The 16,320-nt window shown below is 69.5% G+C and carries 16 protein-coding genes; 8 read left to right on the top strand and 8 right to left on the bottom strand.

Translation table 11 applies throughout. The features are described 5' to 3' along the window. Positions 1-74: 74 nt before the first annotated feature. Genes pyrH through ABZX37_RS09115 form a run of 3 tightly spaced genes read left to right on the top strand, consistent with a single transcriptional unit; the run spans position 75 to position 2,573 of the window. The gene (gene pyrH / locus ABZX37_RS09125) at positions 75-821 is read left to right on the top strand and encodes a UMP kinase (protein WP_037810316.1); all 747 of its coding nucleotides are present in this window, start codon (positions 75-77) and stop codon (positions 819-821) included. Between the two features lie 49 nt (positions 822-870). Next, positions 871-1,428: a ribosome recycling factor gene (gene frr / locus ABZX37_RS09120; protein WP_344286019.1), complete on the top strand. Its 558-nt coding sequence runs from the start codon at positions 871-873 to the stop codon at positions 1,426-1,428. Continuing rightward, positions 1,428-2,573 carry a phosphatidate cytidylyltransferase gene (locus tag ABZX37_RS09115; protein WP_354737562.1) on the top strand — a complete coding sequence of 382 codons (1,146 nt, stop codon included), beginning with the start codon at positions 1,428-1,430 and terminating at the stop codon, positions 2,571-2,573. The genes frr and ABZX37_RS09115 overlap by 1 nt, the downstream gene beginning before the upstream one ends. A gap of 81 nt (positions 2,574-2,654) precedes the next feature. Here ABZX37_RS09115 and ABZX37_RS09110 read toward each other — a convergent pair whose 3' ends face one another. Continuing rightward, a complete protein-coding gene (locus ABZX37_RS09110) occupies positions 2,655-3,497 on the bottom strand; it encodes a VOC family protein (RefSeq protein WP_354737560.1) in 843 nt (280 codons plus the stop codon). Between the two features lie 102 nt (positions 3,498-3,599). Between ABZX37_RS09110 and ABZX37_RS09105 the strand changes: the two genes are divergently transcribed. Continuing rightward, a complete protein-coding gene (locus ABZX37_RS09105; RefSeq protein WP_354737558.1) occupies positions 3,600-4,424 on the top strand; it encodes a class I SAM-dependent methyltransferase in 825 nt (274 codons plus the stop codon). Here the strand turns inward: ABZX37_RS09105 and ABZX37_RS09100 are convergent. Beyond that, on the bottom strand, positions 4,358-5,029 hold the full coding sequence (locus tag ABZX37_RS09100; RefSeq protein ID WP_354737556.1) for a PadR family transcriptional regulator: 672 nt from the start codon (positions 5,027-5,029) through the stop codon (positions 4,358-4,360). The genes ABZX37_RS09105 and ABZX37_RS09100 overlap by 67 nt on opposite strands. Positions 5,030-5,200: 171 nt before the next feature. Between ABZX37_RS09100 and ABZX37_RS09095 the strand changes: the two genes are divergently transcribed. After that, the gene (locus tag ABZX37_RS09095; protein ID WP_354737554.1) at positions 5,201-6,853 is read left to right on the top strand and encodes a glutamate--tRNA ligase family protein; all 1,653 of its coding nucleotides are present in this window, start codon (positions 5,201-5,203) and stop codon (positions 6,851-6,853) included. A gap of 43 nt (positions 6,854-6,896) precedes the next feature. On the opposite strand, the gene ABZX37_RS09090 is transcribed toward ABZX37_RS09095, so the two are convergent. Together ABZX37_RS09090 and ABZX37_RS09085 are read right to left on the bottom strand one after the other, a co-directional pair. Then, a complete protein-coding gene (locus ABZX37_RS09090; RefSeq protein ID WP_354737552.1) occupies positions 6,897-7,541 on the bottom strand; it encodes a response regulator transcription factor in 645 nt (214 codons plus the stop codon). Beyond that, a complete protein-coding gene (locus ABZX37_RS09085) occupies positions 7,526-8,701 on the bottom strand; it encodes a histidine kinase (protein ID WP_354737550.1) in 1,176 nt (391 codons plus the stop codon). The genes ABZX37_RS09090 and ABZX37_RS09085 overlap by 16 nt, the downstream gene beginning before the upstream one ends. Positions 8,702-8,954: 253 nt before the next feature. Here ABZX37_RS09085 and ABZX37_RS09080 point away from each other — a divergent pair, with 253 nt between their 5' ends. Next, entirely contained in the window at positions 8,955-9,362 is a 408-nt protein-coding gene (locus ABZX37_RS09080; protein ID WP_354737548.1) for a hypothetical protein, read from the top strand. Here ABZX37_RS09080 and ABZX37_RS09075 read toward each other — a convergent pair. Further along, positions 9,346-11,706: a penicillin acylase family protein gene (locus ABZX37_RS09075; RefSeq protein ID WP_354737546.1), complete on the bottom strand. Its 2,361-nt coding sequence runs from the start codon at positions 11,704-11,706 to the stop codon at positions 9,346-9,348. The genes ABZX37_RS09080 and ABZX37_RS09075 overlap by 17 nt on opposite strands. A gap of 176 nt (positions 11,707-11,882) precedes the next feature. Between ABZX37_RS09075 and ABZX37_RS09070 the strand changes: the two genes are divergently transcribed. Further along, positions 11,883-12,398 (top strand): DUF3558 family protein, encoded by a 516-nt coding sequence (locus ABZX37_RS09070; RefSeq protein WP_354737544.1) that lies wholly within the window; start codon positions 11,883-11,885, stop codon positions 12,396-12,398. 1 nt (position 12,399) lies between these two features. Here the strand turns inward: ABZX37_RS09070 and ABZX37_RS09065 are convergent, their stop codons facing one another. Beyond that, positions 12,400-13,656, bottom strand: a complete 1,257-nt coding sequence (locus ABZX37_RS09065) for an aspartate aminotransferase family protein (RefSeq protein ID WP_354737542.1) — start codon at positions 13,654-13,656, stop codon at positions 12,400-12,402. 87 nt (positions 13,657-13,743) lie between these two features. Here ABZX37_RS09065 and ABZX37_RS09060 point away from each other — a divergent pair, with 87 nt between their 5' ends. Then, on the top strand, positions 13,744-14,646 hold the full coding sequence (locus ABZX37_RS09060) for a LysR family transcriptional regulator (protein ID WP_354737540.1): 903 nt from the start codon (positions 13,744-13,746) through the stop codon (positions 14,644-14,646). A 118-nt stretch (positions 14,647-14,764) separates the two neighbouring features. Here ABZX37_RS09060 and ABZX37_RS09055 read toward each other — a convergent pair whose 3' ends face one another. Continuing rightward, on the bottom strand, positions 14,765-15,532 hold the full coding sequence (locus ABZX37_RS09055; protein ID WP_354737538.1) for an LPXTG cell wall anchor domain-containing protein: 768 nt from the start codon (positions 15,530-15,532) through the stop codon (positions 14,765-14,767). Between the two features lie 4 nt (positions 15,533-15,536). After that, positions 15,537-16,112 carry a papain-like cysteine protease family protein gene (locus ABZX37_RS09050; RefSeq protein WP_354737536.1) on the bottom strand — a complete coding sequence of 192 codons (576 nt, stop codon included), beginning with the start codon at positions 16,110-16,112 and terminating at the stop codon, positions 15,537-15,539. Positions 16,113-16,320 lie beyond the last annotated feature (208 nt).

Genomic DNA, 16,320 nt, shown 5'->3' with positions numbered 1-16,320 from the left:
TGGCACTGTGCCCCGTCTCCGCGCATCGGGGACGGGGCACAGTCGGGTCTACCGAGGGGCAGGAGGCGACAGACATGGGTGAGGACCGGGTCGAGGGCGGGTACCGCCGGGTGCTGCTGAAACTGGGCGGCGAGATGTTCGGCGGCGGCGCGGTGGGCGTCGACCCCGACGTCGTGCACTCCGTCGCCCAGCAGATCGCCGACGTCGCGCGCACGGGAGTGCAGATCGCGGTGGTGATCGGCGGCGGCAACTATTTCCGCGGCGCGGAGCTCTCCCAGCGCGGCATGGACCGCGACCGCGCCGACTACATGGCGATGCTCGGCACCGTGATGAACTGCCTCGCGCTGCAGGACTTCCTCGAAAAGGAAGGCCTTCCCACCCGCGTGCAGACCGCGATCACGATGGGCCAGGTCGCCGAGCCCTACATCCCGCGCCGCGCGGAACGGCACCTCGAGAAGGGCCGCGTCGTGATCTTCGGCGCCGGCGTCGGCATGCCGTACTTCTCCACCGACACCGCCGCAGCGCAGCGCGCGCTCGAACTCGGCTGCGAAGCCGTGCTGATGGCGAAGGCCGTGGACGGCGTCTACACCGCGGATCCGAAGACCGACCCGGACGCGAAGATGTTCACCGACATCACCCACCGCGAGGTGCTCGAGCGCGGCCTCAAGGTCGCCGACGCCACCGCGTTCAGCCTCTGCATGGACAACAAGATGCCGATCATCGTGTTCAACCTGCTCACCGAGGGCAACATCGCCCGCGCGGTGGGCGGTGAGAGGATCGGCACGCTGGTCTCGACCCCCGCCGACGAGGCGTCCGCCTAGACCTGCTGGGATCAAGCTCAGGTCCGACAACACAACACCGGGAGTAGCCGTGATCGACGAGACCCTCCTCGACGCCGAGGAGAAGATGGAAAAAGCGGTGTCCGTCGCGAAGGAAGACCTCACGTCGGTGCGCACCGGGCGGGCCAACCCGTCGATGTTCTCCCGCATCGTCGTCGAGTACTACGGTGCGCCGACCCCGCTGAACCAGCTGGCCAGCGTCAACGTGCCGGAAGCCCGGATGGCGTTGATCAAGCCTTACGACCAGACGCAGCTGAACGCCATCGAGAAGGCGATCCGCGAGTCCGACCTCGGCGTCAACCCGAGCAACGACGGCAACGTCATCCGCATCGTCATCCCGCAGCTCACCGAGGAGCGGCGCAAGGAGATGGTGAAGGTCGCGAAGGGCAAGGGCGAGGACGCCCGCGTCTCGATCCGCAGCATCCGCCGCAAGGCCAAGGAAGAACTCGACCGCATCGCCAAGGACGGCGAAGCGGGCGAGGACGAGGTCGCGCGCGCGGAGAAGGAGCTGCAGAACCTCACCGACACCTACGTGCACCAGGTCGACGAGCTGGTGAAACACAAGGAAGCCGAGCTGCTCGAGGTCTGATGAGCCAGGTGAGCGAGGAACGCGACGAGCGGGTGAGCGACATCCCGCCACCGGACCCGGCCGCCGAGCCGGACCCGGTGTCGCGGCCGGAACCGGCTACGGAAAACCCTGCCGTGCAACGGAAAACGGAATCCGCGGCGGCTGCGCACGCGGAATCCGGTGCCGTGTCGGGGAAATCGGCGGAAACCGGGAACTCCGCGACGGCTGCCTCTTCCGTGGGAGAGGCAGCGAAAGGCGTTCCCGCGAAGGGTTCCTCCGCGAGCCAGCAGGCGAACGGCGAATCGGTCGCGTCCGGGAACACGCCGGAGAACGACGGGAAAGCGGAGAAGAAAGCGTCCCGGGCCGGGCGCAACCTTCCCGCGGCGATCGGCGTCGGGCTGCTGCTCGGGGCCGCGATCATCGTTTCCCTGGTCACCGTCCGGTTCCTCTTCATCGGGGTCATCGCCGCCGCGATCGCGGTCGGCACGTTCGAGTTCTCCGGCGTGCTGCGCCGCGTCGCGGACACCAAGGTCGCGCTGATCCCGGTGCTGGTCGGCGGGCAGGCGATGATCTGGCTGGCCTGGCCGTTCGGCCGGGAAGGCGCGCTCACCGCGTTCGTGCTCACCGTCCTCGCGTGTCTGCTGTGGCGCTTGCCCGGCGGCGCGAAGGGCTACGTGCGCGACGTCAGCGCCTCCGTTTTCGCCGCCGCGTACCTGCCGTTGTTCGGCGCGTTCGCGGCCATGCTCGTGCCGCCGCACGACGGTGTCGGCCGCGTGCTCACCTTCCTGATCGCCGTGGTCGCTTCCGACACCGGCGGCTACATCGCCGGCGTGCTCGGCGGCAAGCACCCGATGGCGCCCACGATCAGCCCGAAGAAGTCCTGGGAGGGCTTCGCCGGTTCGATGATCGCGGGCATCGCCGCGGGTGTGCTCACGATCAGCCTGATGCTGGACGGCCACGCCTGGCAGGGCGTGCTCTTCGGCGCGGCCATCGTGCTCACCGCGACGCTCGGCGACCTCGTCGAGTCGCTCATCAAACGCGACCTCGGCATCAAGGACATGGGCACGCTGCTGCCCGGCCACGGCGGCATCATGGACCGCCTCGACTCGCTGCTGCCCTCGGCCGTCGTGTCGTGGCTGCTGCTGTCGGCCTTCGTTCCCGCCTGACCCTGTCTTCGGCGGGCGGCAAGAGAGCTTCCCGGTGACCGGCGCGCCCGGCTGAGCCAGCGGGGGTGAAAACAGCAGAGTTCAGTCGTCGTACGGGTCGTCGACCTCGGCGCGGCCCACGTCTTCCAGCACCCGCGAGTGGTCGATCACCGCGAACACCGCGCCGTCCGGATCGGCGAGGATCGCGGTGCGGCCGAACGGCGTGTCGTACGGCTCGATCACCACCGAACCGCCCAGCATCAGCGCCTGGCCCGCCGTCGCGTCCGCGCCGCGCGCGGGGTCGATCTCGAAGTAGACGAGCCAGTGCGGGGGAGTGTCCCGGCGGTATTCGGGACCCATGACGTAGCGGTACAGCACTGCCGTGTGCTCAATGGAATATTCGGCATAGTCGACGCTTTCACCGTCGCCGACCTGACGGCTCGAGTAGTTGAACAGCTTGGTGTAGAAGTGGTCCGCGGCCACGCCGTCGTGCGTGTTGAGGTCCGCGCCGCTGAACGTGTTGGGCACGCCGCCCGCGAACTGCCAGTCCGGCGGGGCTTCCCAGAACACCACCGGCGCGCCGCACGCGTCGATCGCGTGCACGATGCTGCCGCGGTCGGGAATCGCGACCGGTCCCAGCGTCACCTGCCCGCCGAGGTGCTCGACCCATTCGGCCGCGCTCGCCGTGTGCGGCACCGCGAGCTGCATCGTCCAGCCGGGCGCGCTGCGGGCGCCTGCTTGGTATAGACCACCGGCGGCCACCCCGTCGCACGAGGCGATGGAGTACCGGCCGGTCGGCGACGCGGGATCGCGCCGGGTTTCGTATTCCCAGCCGAAAAGGCGGGAGTAGAAGTCCTGGGTCCGGGCTTCGTCGTGGCACGCCACCTCGACCCAGCAGGGCAATCCTGCCGGGATCGTGCGGGCGCCGGGCCAGCCGATCGACATTGCGTGTCTCCTCCCCGATGAGGGAGAAGTGTATTCGGCGGGACGGGGTTCTACGCTCTGAGCGGGAAAGCCGACGGCGTCCCGTGACCGGAGAGGAGTGCAGTGCGCTGGTTCTTCCGCGGTCCGGCGGGGTCCGGAGAAGTCGTTCCCAGCCCGAACATTTGGTACTACCAGGACGTCTACGACGTCGAAAACCGGGCGCAGGACGCGGACGGCGAGATCTGGCGCGTACTGCGCGAAGAGTGCGATTGGACCGGCCGCGACGTTCTCGATCTCGGCTGCGGTGACGGATACCACTTGCCGGTCTTCGCCGCCGACGCTCGTTCAGTGCTCGGAATCGAACCGCACCCGCCGCTCGCGCGGGACGCGGAGCGACGGGTGCGGGATCTGGGGAACGTGCGGGTTCGCGTGGGCCGGGCACAGCGGTTGCCGGTGGACGACGCCAGTGTGGACGTCGTGCACGCGCGCACCGCGTATTTCTTCGGCCCTGGCTGCGAGCCCGGATTGCGCGAAGCGGAACGGGTGCTGCGGCCCGGAGGATCGATCGTGATCGTCGACCTCGACGTGACCAGTGAGCCGTACGGCGGGTGGATGCGCGCGGATTTGCCGCACTACGACCCGCCTGCGGTGGAACGCTTCTTCGCCGCGCACGGCTTCAACTGTCGGCGCGTACGCACGCGTTGGCGCTTCGCGGACTTCGCCGCGGCGGAATCAGTACTGAAGATCGAGTTCAGCGCGAAGGTCGCGCAGCGGGCGATCGCCGACACGCGGCAACTGAACCCGGGGCCGGGCGAGGTGACGCTGCCGGTGGGCTATCGCGTGCATTGCCGCGTCAAACCCACCGGCCTCGTCCTGCCCGGTCACTCGGCTGCCTCTCCGGACTCGGCAGAATCATCCGAGTCCTCGACCTCGCCGAGGATCGAGTAGATCGACCGGCGTGCCTCGTTGAGTACGTCCACCGCACGGGCCTGCTGGTTCTCGCTGCCCGCGCGCATCACCTGCACGACGGCCGCGGCGAGCGTCGCGCCCGCCTTGCGCAGGTCGTGCTCGACCGGTTCGACGTCGTCGGTGAAGTGCTCCCACGGCGGCGTTCCAGCCTGCTGCTCGGCGGCGGCGCGGCCCTCGTCGGTGAGTTCGAAGAGCTTCTTTCCGCTCTCGTCGCGGCTCACGACCAGGCCTTCGTCGGCCAGCATCTGCAGGGTCGGGTAGATCGAGCCGGGGCTGGGCTTCCAGAGCCCGCCGCTGCGCTCGCCGATCTCGCGGATGATCTCGTACCCGTGCCGCGGCTGTTCCGCGAGCAGGGTGAGGATCGCCGCTCGCACGTCGCCGCGCCGGCCGCGCCGGGAGCCCCGGCGTCCGCCGCCCGGACCGTGGCCGCGTCGTCCGCGCCCGCCGGGCCCGAACGCGAACTCGCCGAATTCCCGGCCCCAGGGGCCGAACGAGGACCGTCCGTGCTCTTCGTGTTCTCCGTGTTCGTGATGTCCGCCGGGGAAGGAGCGTCCGCCGGGGAACGGGTGTCGTCGTCGGTTCATGGTCTTGATGTCCTTTCTCGAACTGTTGCGACACGTTCACGATATATCGGAAACGGTCGGTTGGCAACCGTACCGACAACCCGGGGACCTGAGCGACCGGCGGAGACGGCGGTCGGCGATACTCGAAGCGCTAGCGAAAACACCCGAACGACCTGGGAGACCCGACCTCCGATGCTGGACCGTGCGGTCATCGACGCCCTGTTCCCCGCGGATCTGCCCGAGCCTGAGCACTGGGAACAGCGCTATCCGGCCCGGCAGTTGCCCGACGGCGCGAAGGTGACCCGGTTCGGCCCGTCGCCGACCGGCTTCGTGCACATCGGCGGCATCTACGTCGCGACGATCGACCAGGACGTCGCGCGTCGTTCCGAGGGCCGCTACCTGGTGCGCGTCGAGGACACCGACCAGTCGCGCGAGGTCGAGGGCGCGCTGGAGCAGTTCGAACGCGGCTTCGCGTACTTCGGGCTGCAGGCCGACGAGGACGCGGTGCGCGGCGGCGAGTACAGCCCGTACCGGCAGTCTGAGCGCGAGCAGATCTACCTCACCTACGTACGGCACCTTCTGCGCGAAGGCCGCGCGTACATCGACTTCGCGACGAAGGACGAACTGGCGTCCATCACCGCGCGGCAGCAGGCGACGAAGCTCCCGACGGGCTACTACGGCTCGTGGGCGATCTGGCGCGACGCCGACGCGGCCGACGTGCAGGCGAAGCTCGACGCTGGCGAGCCGTGGGTGGTCCGCTTCCGCGCGCCCGACGACACCGGGCAGCGCGTGCGCTTCACCGACGCGATCCGCGGCACCATCGAGGCCGAGGCCAACCGCAACGACGTGGTGATCCTCAAGAGCTCCGACCAGAGCCCGCGGCTGCCGACCTACCACTTCGCGCACGCGGTCGACGACCACCTGATGCGCGTGAACCTGGTGATCCGCGGCGACGAGTGGATCTCGTCGGTGCCGACGCACCAGCAGCTCTTCGAAGCGCTCGGCTTCGAGCCGATCCAGTACGCGCACATCGCGCCGCTGATGAAGCAGGAGGGCGGCAGCAAGCGGAAGCTGTCCAAGCGCAAGGACCCGGAAGCCTCCGTCGACTTCTACCTCGAAGCCGGCTACCCGGTCCCGGCGGTGCTGTACTACCTGCGCGGCCTGGCGAACGGACGGCTCGCCGAGATGCCGCTCGCCGAAGCGCTCGACGCGCCGATCAATCTCGACGAGTGCGGCGTCGCCGGTCCGCTGGTGGACCTGGTGAAGCTGGACGACCTCGCGGCCGACTACGTCGCGACGCTGTCCGGCGAGGAGATCCTCGCGTCGGTGCTGGAGTGGGCCGAGCGGTTCGACCCGGAGCTGAAGGCGGTCCTGGAGTCTTCGCGGGAGCTGGCGCTGCGCGCGCTGGCGGTGGAGCGCGAGGGCGTCGAGAACCCGCGCAAGGACCTGAAGAAGTGGAGCGAATTCCGCGCCGTCTACGGGTTCTTCTTCCCGCAGCTGCACCAGGCGGCGACCGGCCCCGAGGACGAGCGGATCGCGGCGCTGGGCGTTCCGGCGGATGTCGTGCGTGCGGTGGCGTCGGACTTTGTGTCGGCTTATCAGCAGCTTGACGACGGTCAGGAGTGGTTCCAGCAGATCCGCGACGTCGCGGCCAAGCACGGCTTCGCCAAGAACGCCAAGGAACTCAAGAAGGATCCGGACGCGTACCCGGGCTCGATCCGCGAGGCGTCGCAGATCATCCGGATCGCGATCACGGGGTCGACTCGGAGCCCGGATCTGCACTCGATCACGCAGGCGCTGGGCGCTGAGGAAACGTTGCGGCGCTTCGACAATCTGGTCGGCTGACGCTCTCGTGAGTGCCTAGGCCGGTCAGAACCGGCCTAGGCACTCACGAGTTGAGGTAGGTCAGCACCGCCAGGACGCGCCGGTTGCCGGTTTCGTCGTCGGTGATGCCGAGTTTGCCGAACAGCGACGTCGTGTACTTGCTGATCGCGCTTTCGCTCAGGAACAGCCGCCCGGCGATCGCGGTGTTCGACAGGCCTTCCGCCATCAGCTCCAGCACCGAACGCTCGCGGTCGGTCAGCGTGCCGAGCCGTTGGTCCGGCGATCCGCTCGTGAGCAGTTTCGAGATCACCGCCGGATCCATCGCGGTGCCGCCAGCTGCGACGCGTTCCAGGGCGTCGATGAACTGCTCAGCCTCGAAAACGCTGTCCTTCAACAGATATCCGACGCCGCTCGCCCCGTCGACCAAGAGTTCGCGGGCGTAGAGCTGTTCGACGTGCTGCGACAGGATCAGCACCGGCAACCCGGGCGTCTCGCGCCGCGCGGCGAGGACCGCGCGCAGGCCCTCGTCGGTTTGCGTCGGCGGCATCCGGACGTCGACCACGGCGACGTCCGGCCGGTGTTCCCGCAGTACGGCGACGGTTTCCGGACCGGTCGTCGCGGTCGCCACCACCTCGTGGCCGTAGGCCTGCAAGAGCCGGACCAATCCGTCCCGCAGCAGGTAGAGGTCCTCGGCTACGACGATGCGCATGGCACCATCATCCACGCTCGGGTCGGCCCGCCTTCCGGGCTGGTGACTTCCAGCGTGCCGTCGAAGACCGCGAGACGGCGGCGCAGCCCGCCGAGCCCGCCGTCCGGGTGGATCTCGGCCCCGCCGCGGCCATCGTCCTCGACCTCGGCGCACAGCTGATTTCCCTCCTGCAGCAGGGAAATCCGGACGTGGGACGCGTGCGAATGCTTCACCGCGTTGGCGAGCAGTTCGGCGATCCCGAAGTACAGCGCGGATTCGATCGGCGGATCGAGCGGCTGCGGCAGGTCGGTCTCGACGGTCACGTCCACCGGCATGTCCATCGCCATCGCGCGGACAGCGTCGGCGAGGCCGCGTTCGTTCAGCACCGGCGGGCTGATGCCGCGGACCAGTTCGCGCAGTTCCGTGAGCGACGTGGCCGCGCCGGCCCGGGCATCGCGCAGCAACTCCTTGGCCTGCTCGGGATTGGTCTCCATCAGCTTCTCCGCGGTCGCCAGCGCGAGGCCGAGCGCGACCAGCCTGGCTTGCGCGCCGTCGTGCAGATCCCGTTCGATGCGGCGGATTTCCGCGGCCTGCGCGATGGTCGTGTCCGCGCGCAGGGCAGTCAGCGTGTCGACCCGGTCGGCCAGCTCCATCGTGGCGGACGCGCCCAGGAAGCGCGTGGCGACCGGGATGACGCTTCGCCACGCGTACGGCGCGGTCGCGGCCGTGACCAGCAGACCGGCCAGGTATCCGGCGGGGAGAGCCGTCAGCGCCAGGACCGCCGCGACGACGCCGAGCAGCGGCACGAGCGCGACCAGGCCGAACGAGACCGGCGCGAGGAGGACGAACCGCAGGTCCCGCCAGGTCGCCGGGTCGTAGCGCCAGTTCTTCATCCGCTGCTCGCGCCGGGCGTCTTCGCGGGTGCGGGAGTAGGAGTGGCCGTTCCACCAGAATCCGGTCGACAGCTGGGTGATCGGCGGCGGCTCGCGGTATCCGGGCGGGAGCACGATCCCGGTCCAGTTCGCGACCATGGTCCGGGTCATCCGGCAGACCGGCTTCGCCAGCAGCAGCGTCCCGATCGCCGCCCAGATGAACGGCGCGATCCACGACCACGCGGTGCCGCCCCACAACTGCCACAGGCCGGCCGCGGCCGCCCACACCACCGGGACCAGCAGGGCCACGCCCGCCGCCTGGGCAGCTCGGACAAAACCCACCCCGCAACCGCGCAACCAAGACCGTAGTAGCCGCATCGTTTCTTCCCCCTGTCCGTCCGGTGTTCCGCGGTCCACTGTGCACCACGAAACGCCGGATTCCCGCCGCCGCGGGACAGGAGTGGGTCCAGGCCCACCCCCTTGTGCGGCCAGACCCATACCGGGCCGGGCCCCGGCTTTCTAGCGTTGCTGGCACAACGGGAAACCACAAGGGAGAACAGCAATGCAGACCATCGAACGCCCCGCCGCCACCGCCGCCCAGCGTCCGTTCGGCCTCGTTAAGGGGTTCGTCGTCGCTTACGGAGCGGCGGGCGTCGCCGTCTTCGGGACGATCGTCGCCCTGGCGGCCTCCTCCGGCACGGCGACCAGCTTCATGTGGACGCGGTCCGCTCTGGTGCCGGTCAGCGCCGTGATCGTGTACTGGCTGGTCTCGCTCGCGGCGAAGGGGTCGAACCGGGCTTATCAGCGGGCGCGTCTCGTCTCGATCGTCGCACCGGTCGCTCTCGTCGGCGTCGACCTGATTCCGGGCGCGTGCCCGTTCTGGTTCCTGCTGCTGCAGACGGCCTGCGCCGTGCTGCTGGCCTGCGCGGCGGTCCCGCTCGCCCGGCTGCGGGCTAGCTTCCCGAAGTGAACCTCGGGACCAGCCGGATCCGGGTGTCGAGGTTCCGTTCGACCGCCGCGCGGCTCGAGAGCAGGGGGAACGAGCCGCCGGACGCCCACAGGTCGTTCAGGTCCCGGTAGTGCGGGCTGCGCGGATCGCCGGACTGGCCGGGCGCGTTGATCGCCCGCGACGCGTCCCAGTCGCCGACGTCGAGCGCCATCTTGAAGGTCGCGCCGATGATCTGCTGGTAGGTGAGCGGGTGGAAGAACGACGGGTGGACGGTCTGGTAGTCGCCGCCGACCGGGGTGGGGCCGACATTCGGGCCGCCCGCCGGGTGCGCGAACTCCTGGTACTGCAGCGAGCCCCAGCGCCACTTCGCCGGGTCGCCGCCGAGCTTTCCGGCGACGTCGCGGAACGCGAGCGGGAGCGTGTCCAGGATCAGCTTGTCGCGCTTGGCCGCGCCGCCCGGGCCGAACCACGCGTCGGGGTCGGCGAAGGACGCGAGGACGAGGCTGAAGTCCGGATTGATGGTGCGGGACAGGACGTCCGCGGCGGCTTGCGGGAGCATCGTGTGCGCCCAGCCGCCGTGGAGGTACTTCAGCAGCCAGGTTTCGTACAGCGCGGCCGGGGCGGAATCCACCGAGGCGACGCCGTCGAAACCGCGCAGGAGCTCGAGTGCCTTCGCGGTGTCCGGATCGGTGGACGACAGGTTCCGCACGAAGGGGGTGAGCCGGGTGGCGAGCAAGGACTTTTCGTCGCGCTGGATGGCGAGCGAATCGGCGACGCGGGCGCGCGGCGTGGACTTGATCAGCTCGTCGATCCGCTCCTTGCGGTACGGCAGCTGCCATTCGTAGTTGGACACCACCGGGAAGCCGGGCGGAAGGTTGTAGTCGTTGGCGGAGGCGAAGAAACCCGCCGGCGGGTTGTGCTGCCACGGGAGTTCGGAGTTGGGGTAGAAGCCGCTCCATTCGTAGCGGCCGTCTCCGGGGACGGGCAGCAGACCGTCGTATCCGGTCCCGATGCGGCGCGGGGTCAGCGCGCCGGGGACGTAGCCGATGTCGCCGTGGACGTCGGCGTAGACGAGGTTCGATCCGGGCGCGCCCCACTTGCGCATTCCGGCGGTGAACTCGGTGAAGTTGCGGGCGCGCTGGTAGTTCAGGCTGCCGAGGTAGGCGGCGCTGCCGGGTTCGGTCCACGCGGTGCGGACGGCGAACGCCCGGTTCGCCGCTTCGTCGACCTTCACGATCGGGCCGTGCCGGGTGAAGGACAGTTCGCGGGTGACCGGCTGGCCGCCCAGCACCGGGATGGTTTCGGTGACCTTGGTGATCGGCTCCCAGCCGCCGCGGTAGCGGTACCGGCTGTGGTCGGCGGGGTCGAGTTCGTAGACGTAGAGGTCGGTCTGGTCGACCGGCAGGTTCGTCAGCCCGAACGCGACGGAATCGTTGTGGCCGATGGCGATGCCCGGGTTCCACGGCTCGCCGGCCCCGGCGAGGTTCAGGCCGGGCGCGGAAAGCTGGGCGACATAACGACCGGACGGCAAGGCGTCGGCGCCGCGGTGCGGGTCGTTGGCGAGGATCGGCCGTCCGGTGGCGGTGCGGTTCGGGCCGATCGCCCACGAGTTGCTGCCGCTGGTGGCGTCGGCGATGTCCTTCGGCCCGGCGACGCCCTTCGGGAACGTGACGGCCGCGGTTGCCTTGTTGTACACGGAAAGCACGTCGCCGGGGACTGAACACGGATCGAGACCTTCCGGCACCGCGGCCTCGTGGTCGGGGTGCAGGCCGCGGAGGTACTTGCTCGCGTTCGGCCCGGCCTGGCACACCATCTGCGCGCGGGCGACCTCCCACATCAGGTTCTCGCCGATCGCGTGCGTCCGGATGCGGACGACGTCCTCGGGCTGCCAGTGCGACGGTCGGTAGCCGAGCTTGCCGAACTCCGGCGGGGCCGCTTCGGGATGTTTGGCGAGCCAGTCGACGTAGGAGTTGATCCCCTCGGCGAACCGGGTGGCGGCGAGCTTGGCTTCGGGACCGTAGGCGGCCCATTCCTTCTTCATGTCGCCGCGGTAGAGGAACAGCCGGGCGGCGCGGTCCTGGTCCACATAGGACTCGCCGAGGACTTCGCTGAGCAACCCGAGTCCGCGGCGGCGCCAGGTGTCGAGCTGGAAGAGCCGGTCGCGGGCGACGGTGAATCCCTGTGCGTAGAACAGGTCTGAGGTGTTGGCCGCGTAGATGTGCGGGACGCCCCACTTGTCGACGAGCAGGTCGACCGGGCGGGAAAGGCCGTCGAGGGCGACTGTGCTGGCGGCGTTGGCGGGTGCGGCTGGTGCGGTGCCGAGCAGCGTCAGAACGAGTATCAGGACGGTAGCTTTGGACCGCATTTCCCACCCCCGGGCATCAGCGACGACAAGGCGCACGCTAATCGCGGCGATCGGCGGGACCCACCCCTGAACCGGGACGAGTAGGGGGAACCGGACGCCGGGCACGGTCGTCCAAGGTGCCGCGAAGAAGGTTCTTCAGTACTGTCCCGGCTCAGACCGAACCCGTGGGGGATGCGATGCGACGTATGGTGACGACGACGGCTGCGGTACTGGCCGGTGTGCTGGGGCTGGCGGCCTGCGGCAGCAGCACCGAGGCAGGAGACAAGAACGTCGTGACCGCTGAAAGCAGCGCCGCACCGGACGGCAAGACTGGCACCCCGCTCGCGAACACCGATCCGTGCAGCCTGCTCAAGCCCGCTGACGTGCCCGAACTCAGCCAGGACAGCAGCACCGCGCCCAAGGCCGACGGCCGCCGGTGCGAGGGCAGCGACTACTCCGTCACCATCGCGGAGGTCGATGCCGACGGCTATGCCGTCCAGTTCGAGGGCTCGATGGTCAAGCCGATCTCCGACATCGCCGGGTACAAGGCGGGCACCGTGGACACCCGCGAGTCTTGGCAGAAAAGCTGCGCCGTCCTCCTCGCCGTGACGACCAACGAGCTGGTGACCGTCGCCGTGAAGGACAAGGGCTCGGACACCTGCGACATCGCGAAGAAGGCGGCGACCGCCATCGCGGGCCGCATTCCGCGCTGAGCTACGAGACGTCCCCGATCGCTTCGTCCAGAATCGACAGTCCGAGGTCGATCTCGCTGTCGGAGGCGGTCAGCGGCGGCGCGATCCGGAACACCCCGCCCATCCCGGGCAGCTGCACGATGTTCATGTGCAGCCCGAGTTCGAGGCATCGCTGCGTCACGCGGGCGCCGAGCTTGTCCGCGTCCGGGCCGCCGCCGCTCAGTTCCAGTCCGGCGAGCAATCCCCGGCCGCGGATCTCGCCGACCGACTCGTGCCGCGCCGCGATTTCGTCCAGGCCGGTGCGCAGCCGGTCGCCGAGACGGCGGGCGCGTTCGTCGAGGCGGTCGCGGATCAGGACGTCCAGCACCGTGTTGCCGACCGCGGCGGGAAGCGGGTCCGAGACGTGCGTGGTGAAGAACAAATACCCGCGTTCGTGGGCTTCCTGCTCGATTTCCGCGCTCGTCAGCACGGCGGCGAGCGGCAGTCCGGCACCGAGCGTTTTGGACACCGTGAGGATGTCCGGGACGACGCCGTCGTGCTCGAAGGCGTACCAGGTTCCGGTGCGGCACAAGCCCGTCTGTGCTTCGTCGAGGATCAGCAGCATGCCGCGTTCCCGGCATTTCCGTTGCAGTGCCTGGAAATACCCGGGCGGTGGCACGAGGATGCCGCCGGAGCTGAGGATCGGCTCCACCAGGCACGCGGCGAGACTGCCGACCGACTGCGCGTCGATCAGTTCGAACGCCATGTCCAGCTGGTGCTCCCAGTCCGCGCCGGGCACCGGGATGGCGAAGTTGCCGGGTGCGCCGGGGCCGTAGCCCTTCCGGCCCGCGCTGTAGGTCGCGCTCGCCGCGGCCTGCGTCATCCCGTGCCAGGACCGGGCGAACGAGACGATCTCGTGCTTGCCGGTCACCAGCTTGGCCATCCGCAGCGCGGCCTCGTTGGACTCGGCGCCGGTGGTGAGCAGCAGCGCCTTCTCCAGCGGGTCCGGCAACGTCTCGGCGAGCCGCCGCGCGAGGTCGACCACCGGACGGCTCAGCATCCCGCTGAACAGGTGGTCGAGCTTCGCGGCCTGCTTCCGGACGGTCTCGACGATCTCCGGATGCGCGTGCCCGAGGATCGCGCTCATCTGCCCGGACGTGAAGTCGAGGATCCGCCGTCCGTCCTCGGTGAAGACGAAGCTGCCCTCGGCGCGGTCGATGATCTCGCCGGTGAACGAGCCGGGGCCGGCGTAGCGGACGAGGTGCCGGTCGACGTCGGACCAGAAGGTGTCGGTGGCCATGGCTTCGACGGTAGAGCCGGGTCGAGCGCCGCGTCCATCTCACAGTTTGCGCTTGCCTGTGCGATGGCATCGAACAACGATGGGGCCATGTTGAACCCGTGGCGGCTGCGGCTCCTGAGTCGCCTTGCCGTGCTCGGCACAGTTCGCGCGGTCGCGCAGGACGTGAACCTCAGCGCCTCCACGGTGTCGCATCAGCTCGCGTTGCTCGAGACCGAGACCCGCACCCGGCTGCTGGAACGCACCGGACGTCGCGTCCGGCTGACGCCTGCCGGGGAGAAACTGGCCCGGCAGGCGCGCGCGATCCTCGACCACCTCGACGCGGTCGAGGCCGAACTGCGCGGCGACGAACCGGCCGGGCTGGTGCGGATCGGCGCGTTCCAGAGCGCGATCCACACCTTCGCCGTGCCCGCCGCGACCCGGCTCGCGCAGACCTATCCGCGGCTGGAAACCGAAGTGGCGGAACGGGAACCGCACGAGAGCGTGCCCGCGCTCCGGGCCGGGGACAGCGACGTCGTCATCACCACCACCGATTTCGCCGACCTGCCGCTCGGTCCCGACCTGGAGATCATCCGGCTGGCGACCGACCCGATCGTCCTGGTCACCGCGCTCGACCGGCCGGAGCCGACCGGTCCCGCGGTGCTCGCGGACTACGCGGGCGAACCGTGGGCGCTCGACATTCCCCCGTCCTACATGGCGAACCTGACGCTGCGGCTGTGTCGCGAATCGGGGTTCGAGCCGCGCGTGGTGTGCCGGTTCAGCAATTACCTGATGACGCTGCAGCACGTCGAGGCCGGGCTGTCGATCGCGCTGCTGCCCGGGCTGGCGGTGGATCCGCGGTACCGGGTCGCGACGAAACCGCTGGCGACGCCGGTGACGCGCACGATCGTCGCGGTCACCCGCCGAGGTTCGCCGCGCCGGGCGGCGGTGAACGCGGTGCTGGACGCGTTGCGGCAGCCGGTCGAGCTTCCGGCGGCGGTGACGCAAGCTTAGGGCTTGGGCAGGACCGCCAGGGTTTTCGCTGCTGGGGCTGCGTTTCAGATCAATGCCGCGGCTCTCGATGGCGACTGATCGCGGCAGGGGCGCGACGGCCGCGCCCCTGCCGGGGTGATCACTTGCCGTGTTGGGAACGGCGGCGCAGGAAGAACGCGCCGCCCGCGGCTGCCACGGCCGCCCCGCCGATGGCGAGCGCGATGGCCGGGCTGCCGTCCGAGCCGGTGTTCGGGGCGGGAACGGCGTAGCCGCCGCCCGCGCCGGTCTTGTCGTAGGTCGAGCCGGGCAGCTTGTCGCCGTAGCGTTTCTGCAGCTCGGCCCGGTAGGCCGCCAGGGTGACCCGGGTGCCCGCCGGGACGCCGGAGACGGCGCCGTCGAGGACGGTCACGGTGTCGCCGTTGACCGAGTACCAGGCGTTGACCTGCGGTTCGTGCAGCAGGTAGCCGCCGTGCGCGACAGCCGCGTGGGCCTGCTCGTCGTTGCCGGAGGCGACGTTGATGACCTGCCAGCCTGCCTTGCTCGGCTGTGCCCAGACGGTCGCTTCCCGGCCGTCGGCGAGGCGGGCCGGAGACGCGACGTAGGCGAGCGCGGCGGGGACGTCGGACTCGCCGTTGATGAAGGCCGCGGTCGGTTCGTAGACCGGGATCTGGGTCTGGGCATCGGCGGCGGCACGGCTGGCGTGCGCTGCCGCCGGCGCCGCGCCGGGGAACTTGGTGTGCGCGAGGCGGGCGGCGGTGCCGGGGCTGGCGAGCAGCCCGGAGATCGAGGCGGTGTCCGAAGGGGACGGGCCGGTCGGCGACTCCGCGGCGAACGCGGGGTTCGCGGCGAAGACGGCGGCGGCGACGGCTCCGGAAAGGACTGTGGTGCGGAGGATGGTTCGCAGCATCGTCTCAGCCCACCATTCCGTAGACGGTGTGGGTCCAGTCGAATTGGTTGTTGGACACGTAGGAGCTGTAGTTCATCGAGTTGTAGCGGTTGTTCGACGGCCACGGATCGCCGTATTCGACGATGTTGCTGCCGTTCGAGTCGTCATAGCCGTAGAGGACGTGCATGTGGCCGCCGCCGGAGGTCCAGCCGATCCGGGTGCCGATCGGCTGCCCGGCGTCGATCTGGTTCTTGATGCCGGAGAAGGAGAGCCGGTAGCCGTTGGAATTGTAGGAGCCGACGTTGCGGAACCCGAGGTAGCTGAAAACTCTCTGCTGGTCGCTGAGGTAGCCCTGGTTGTTGGCGCAGTCGCTGCCGGACTCGTCGTGCGCGATCTGGCAGAACCGGGTCTGGGTCAGGGAATAGCCCCAGAACGAGGCGATCGTGTTGCCGCTGGCGTCCCAGCACCACTGGTCTTTCTGCTGGGCCTGCATCGAGATGTTCGTTTCGCCCGCGTCCGCCGCGGCGGGAACGGCGAGCGCGGCCGAGGCGACGGTCGCGGCCACCGCGATTCCGCGCAGAATCGAAGAAGGCACTTTCACGGGATCCTCCAAAGGGGAAGACCGGCCGGGCCGGGGAATTACCGGACCGGTGGGGAAGGGTGAGACGCACAGAACGGTACGCGCGCGAGGAACGCGGCGACTACCGACTAACGGCGGTATTCCGCCGCCGATTGGCCGCGGGTATTTCTACGCCGGTGGATTTTGTTTGCGCCCCGCGAAAGGCGGCTGCCGTCGATTATAGGGGAAT

Origin of the sequence: Amycolatopsis sp. NPDC004079, assembly GCF_040610415.1 — a bacterium.
Taxonomy (GTDB): domain Bacteria; phylum Actinomycetota; class Actinomycetes; order Mycobacteriales; family Pseudonocardiaceae; genus Amycolatopsis; species Amycolatopsis halotolerans.
This window is presented reverse-complemented; position numbering and strand designations above follow the sequence as displayed.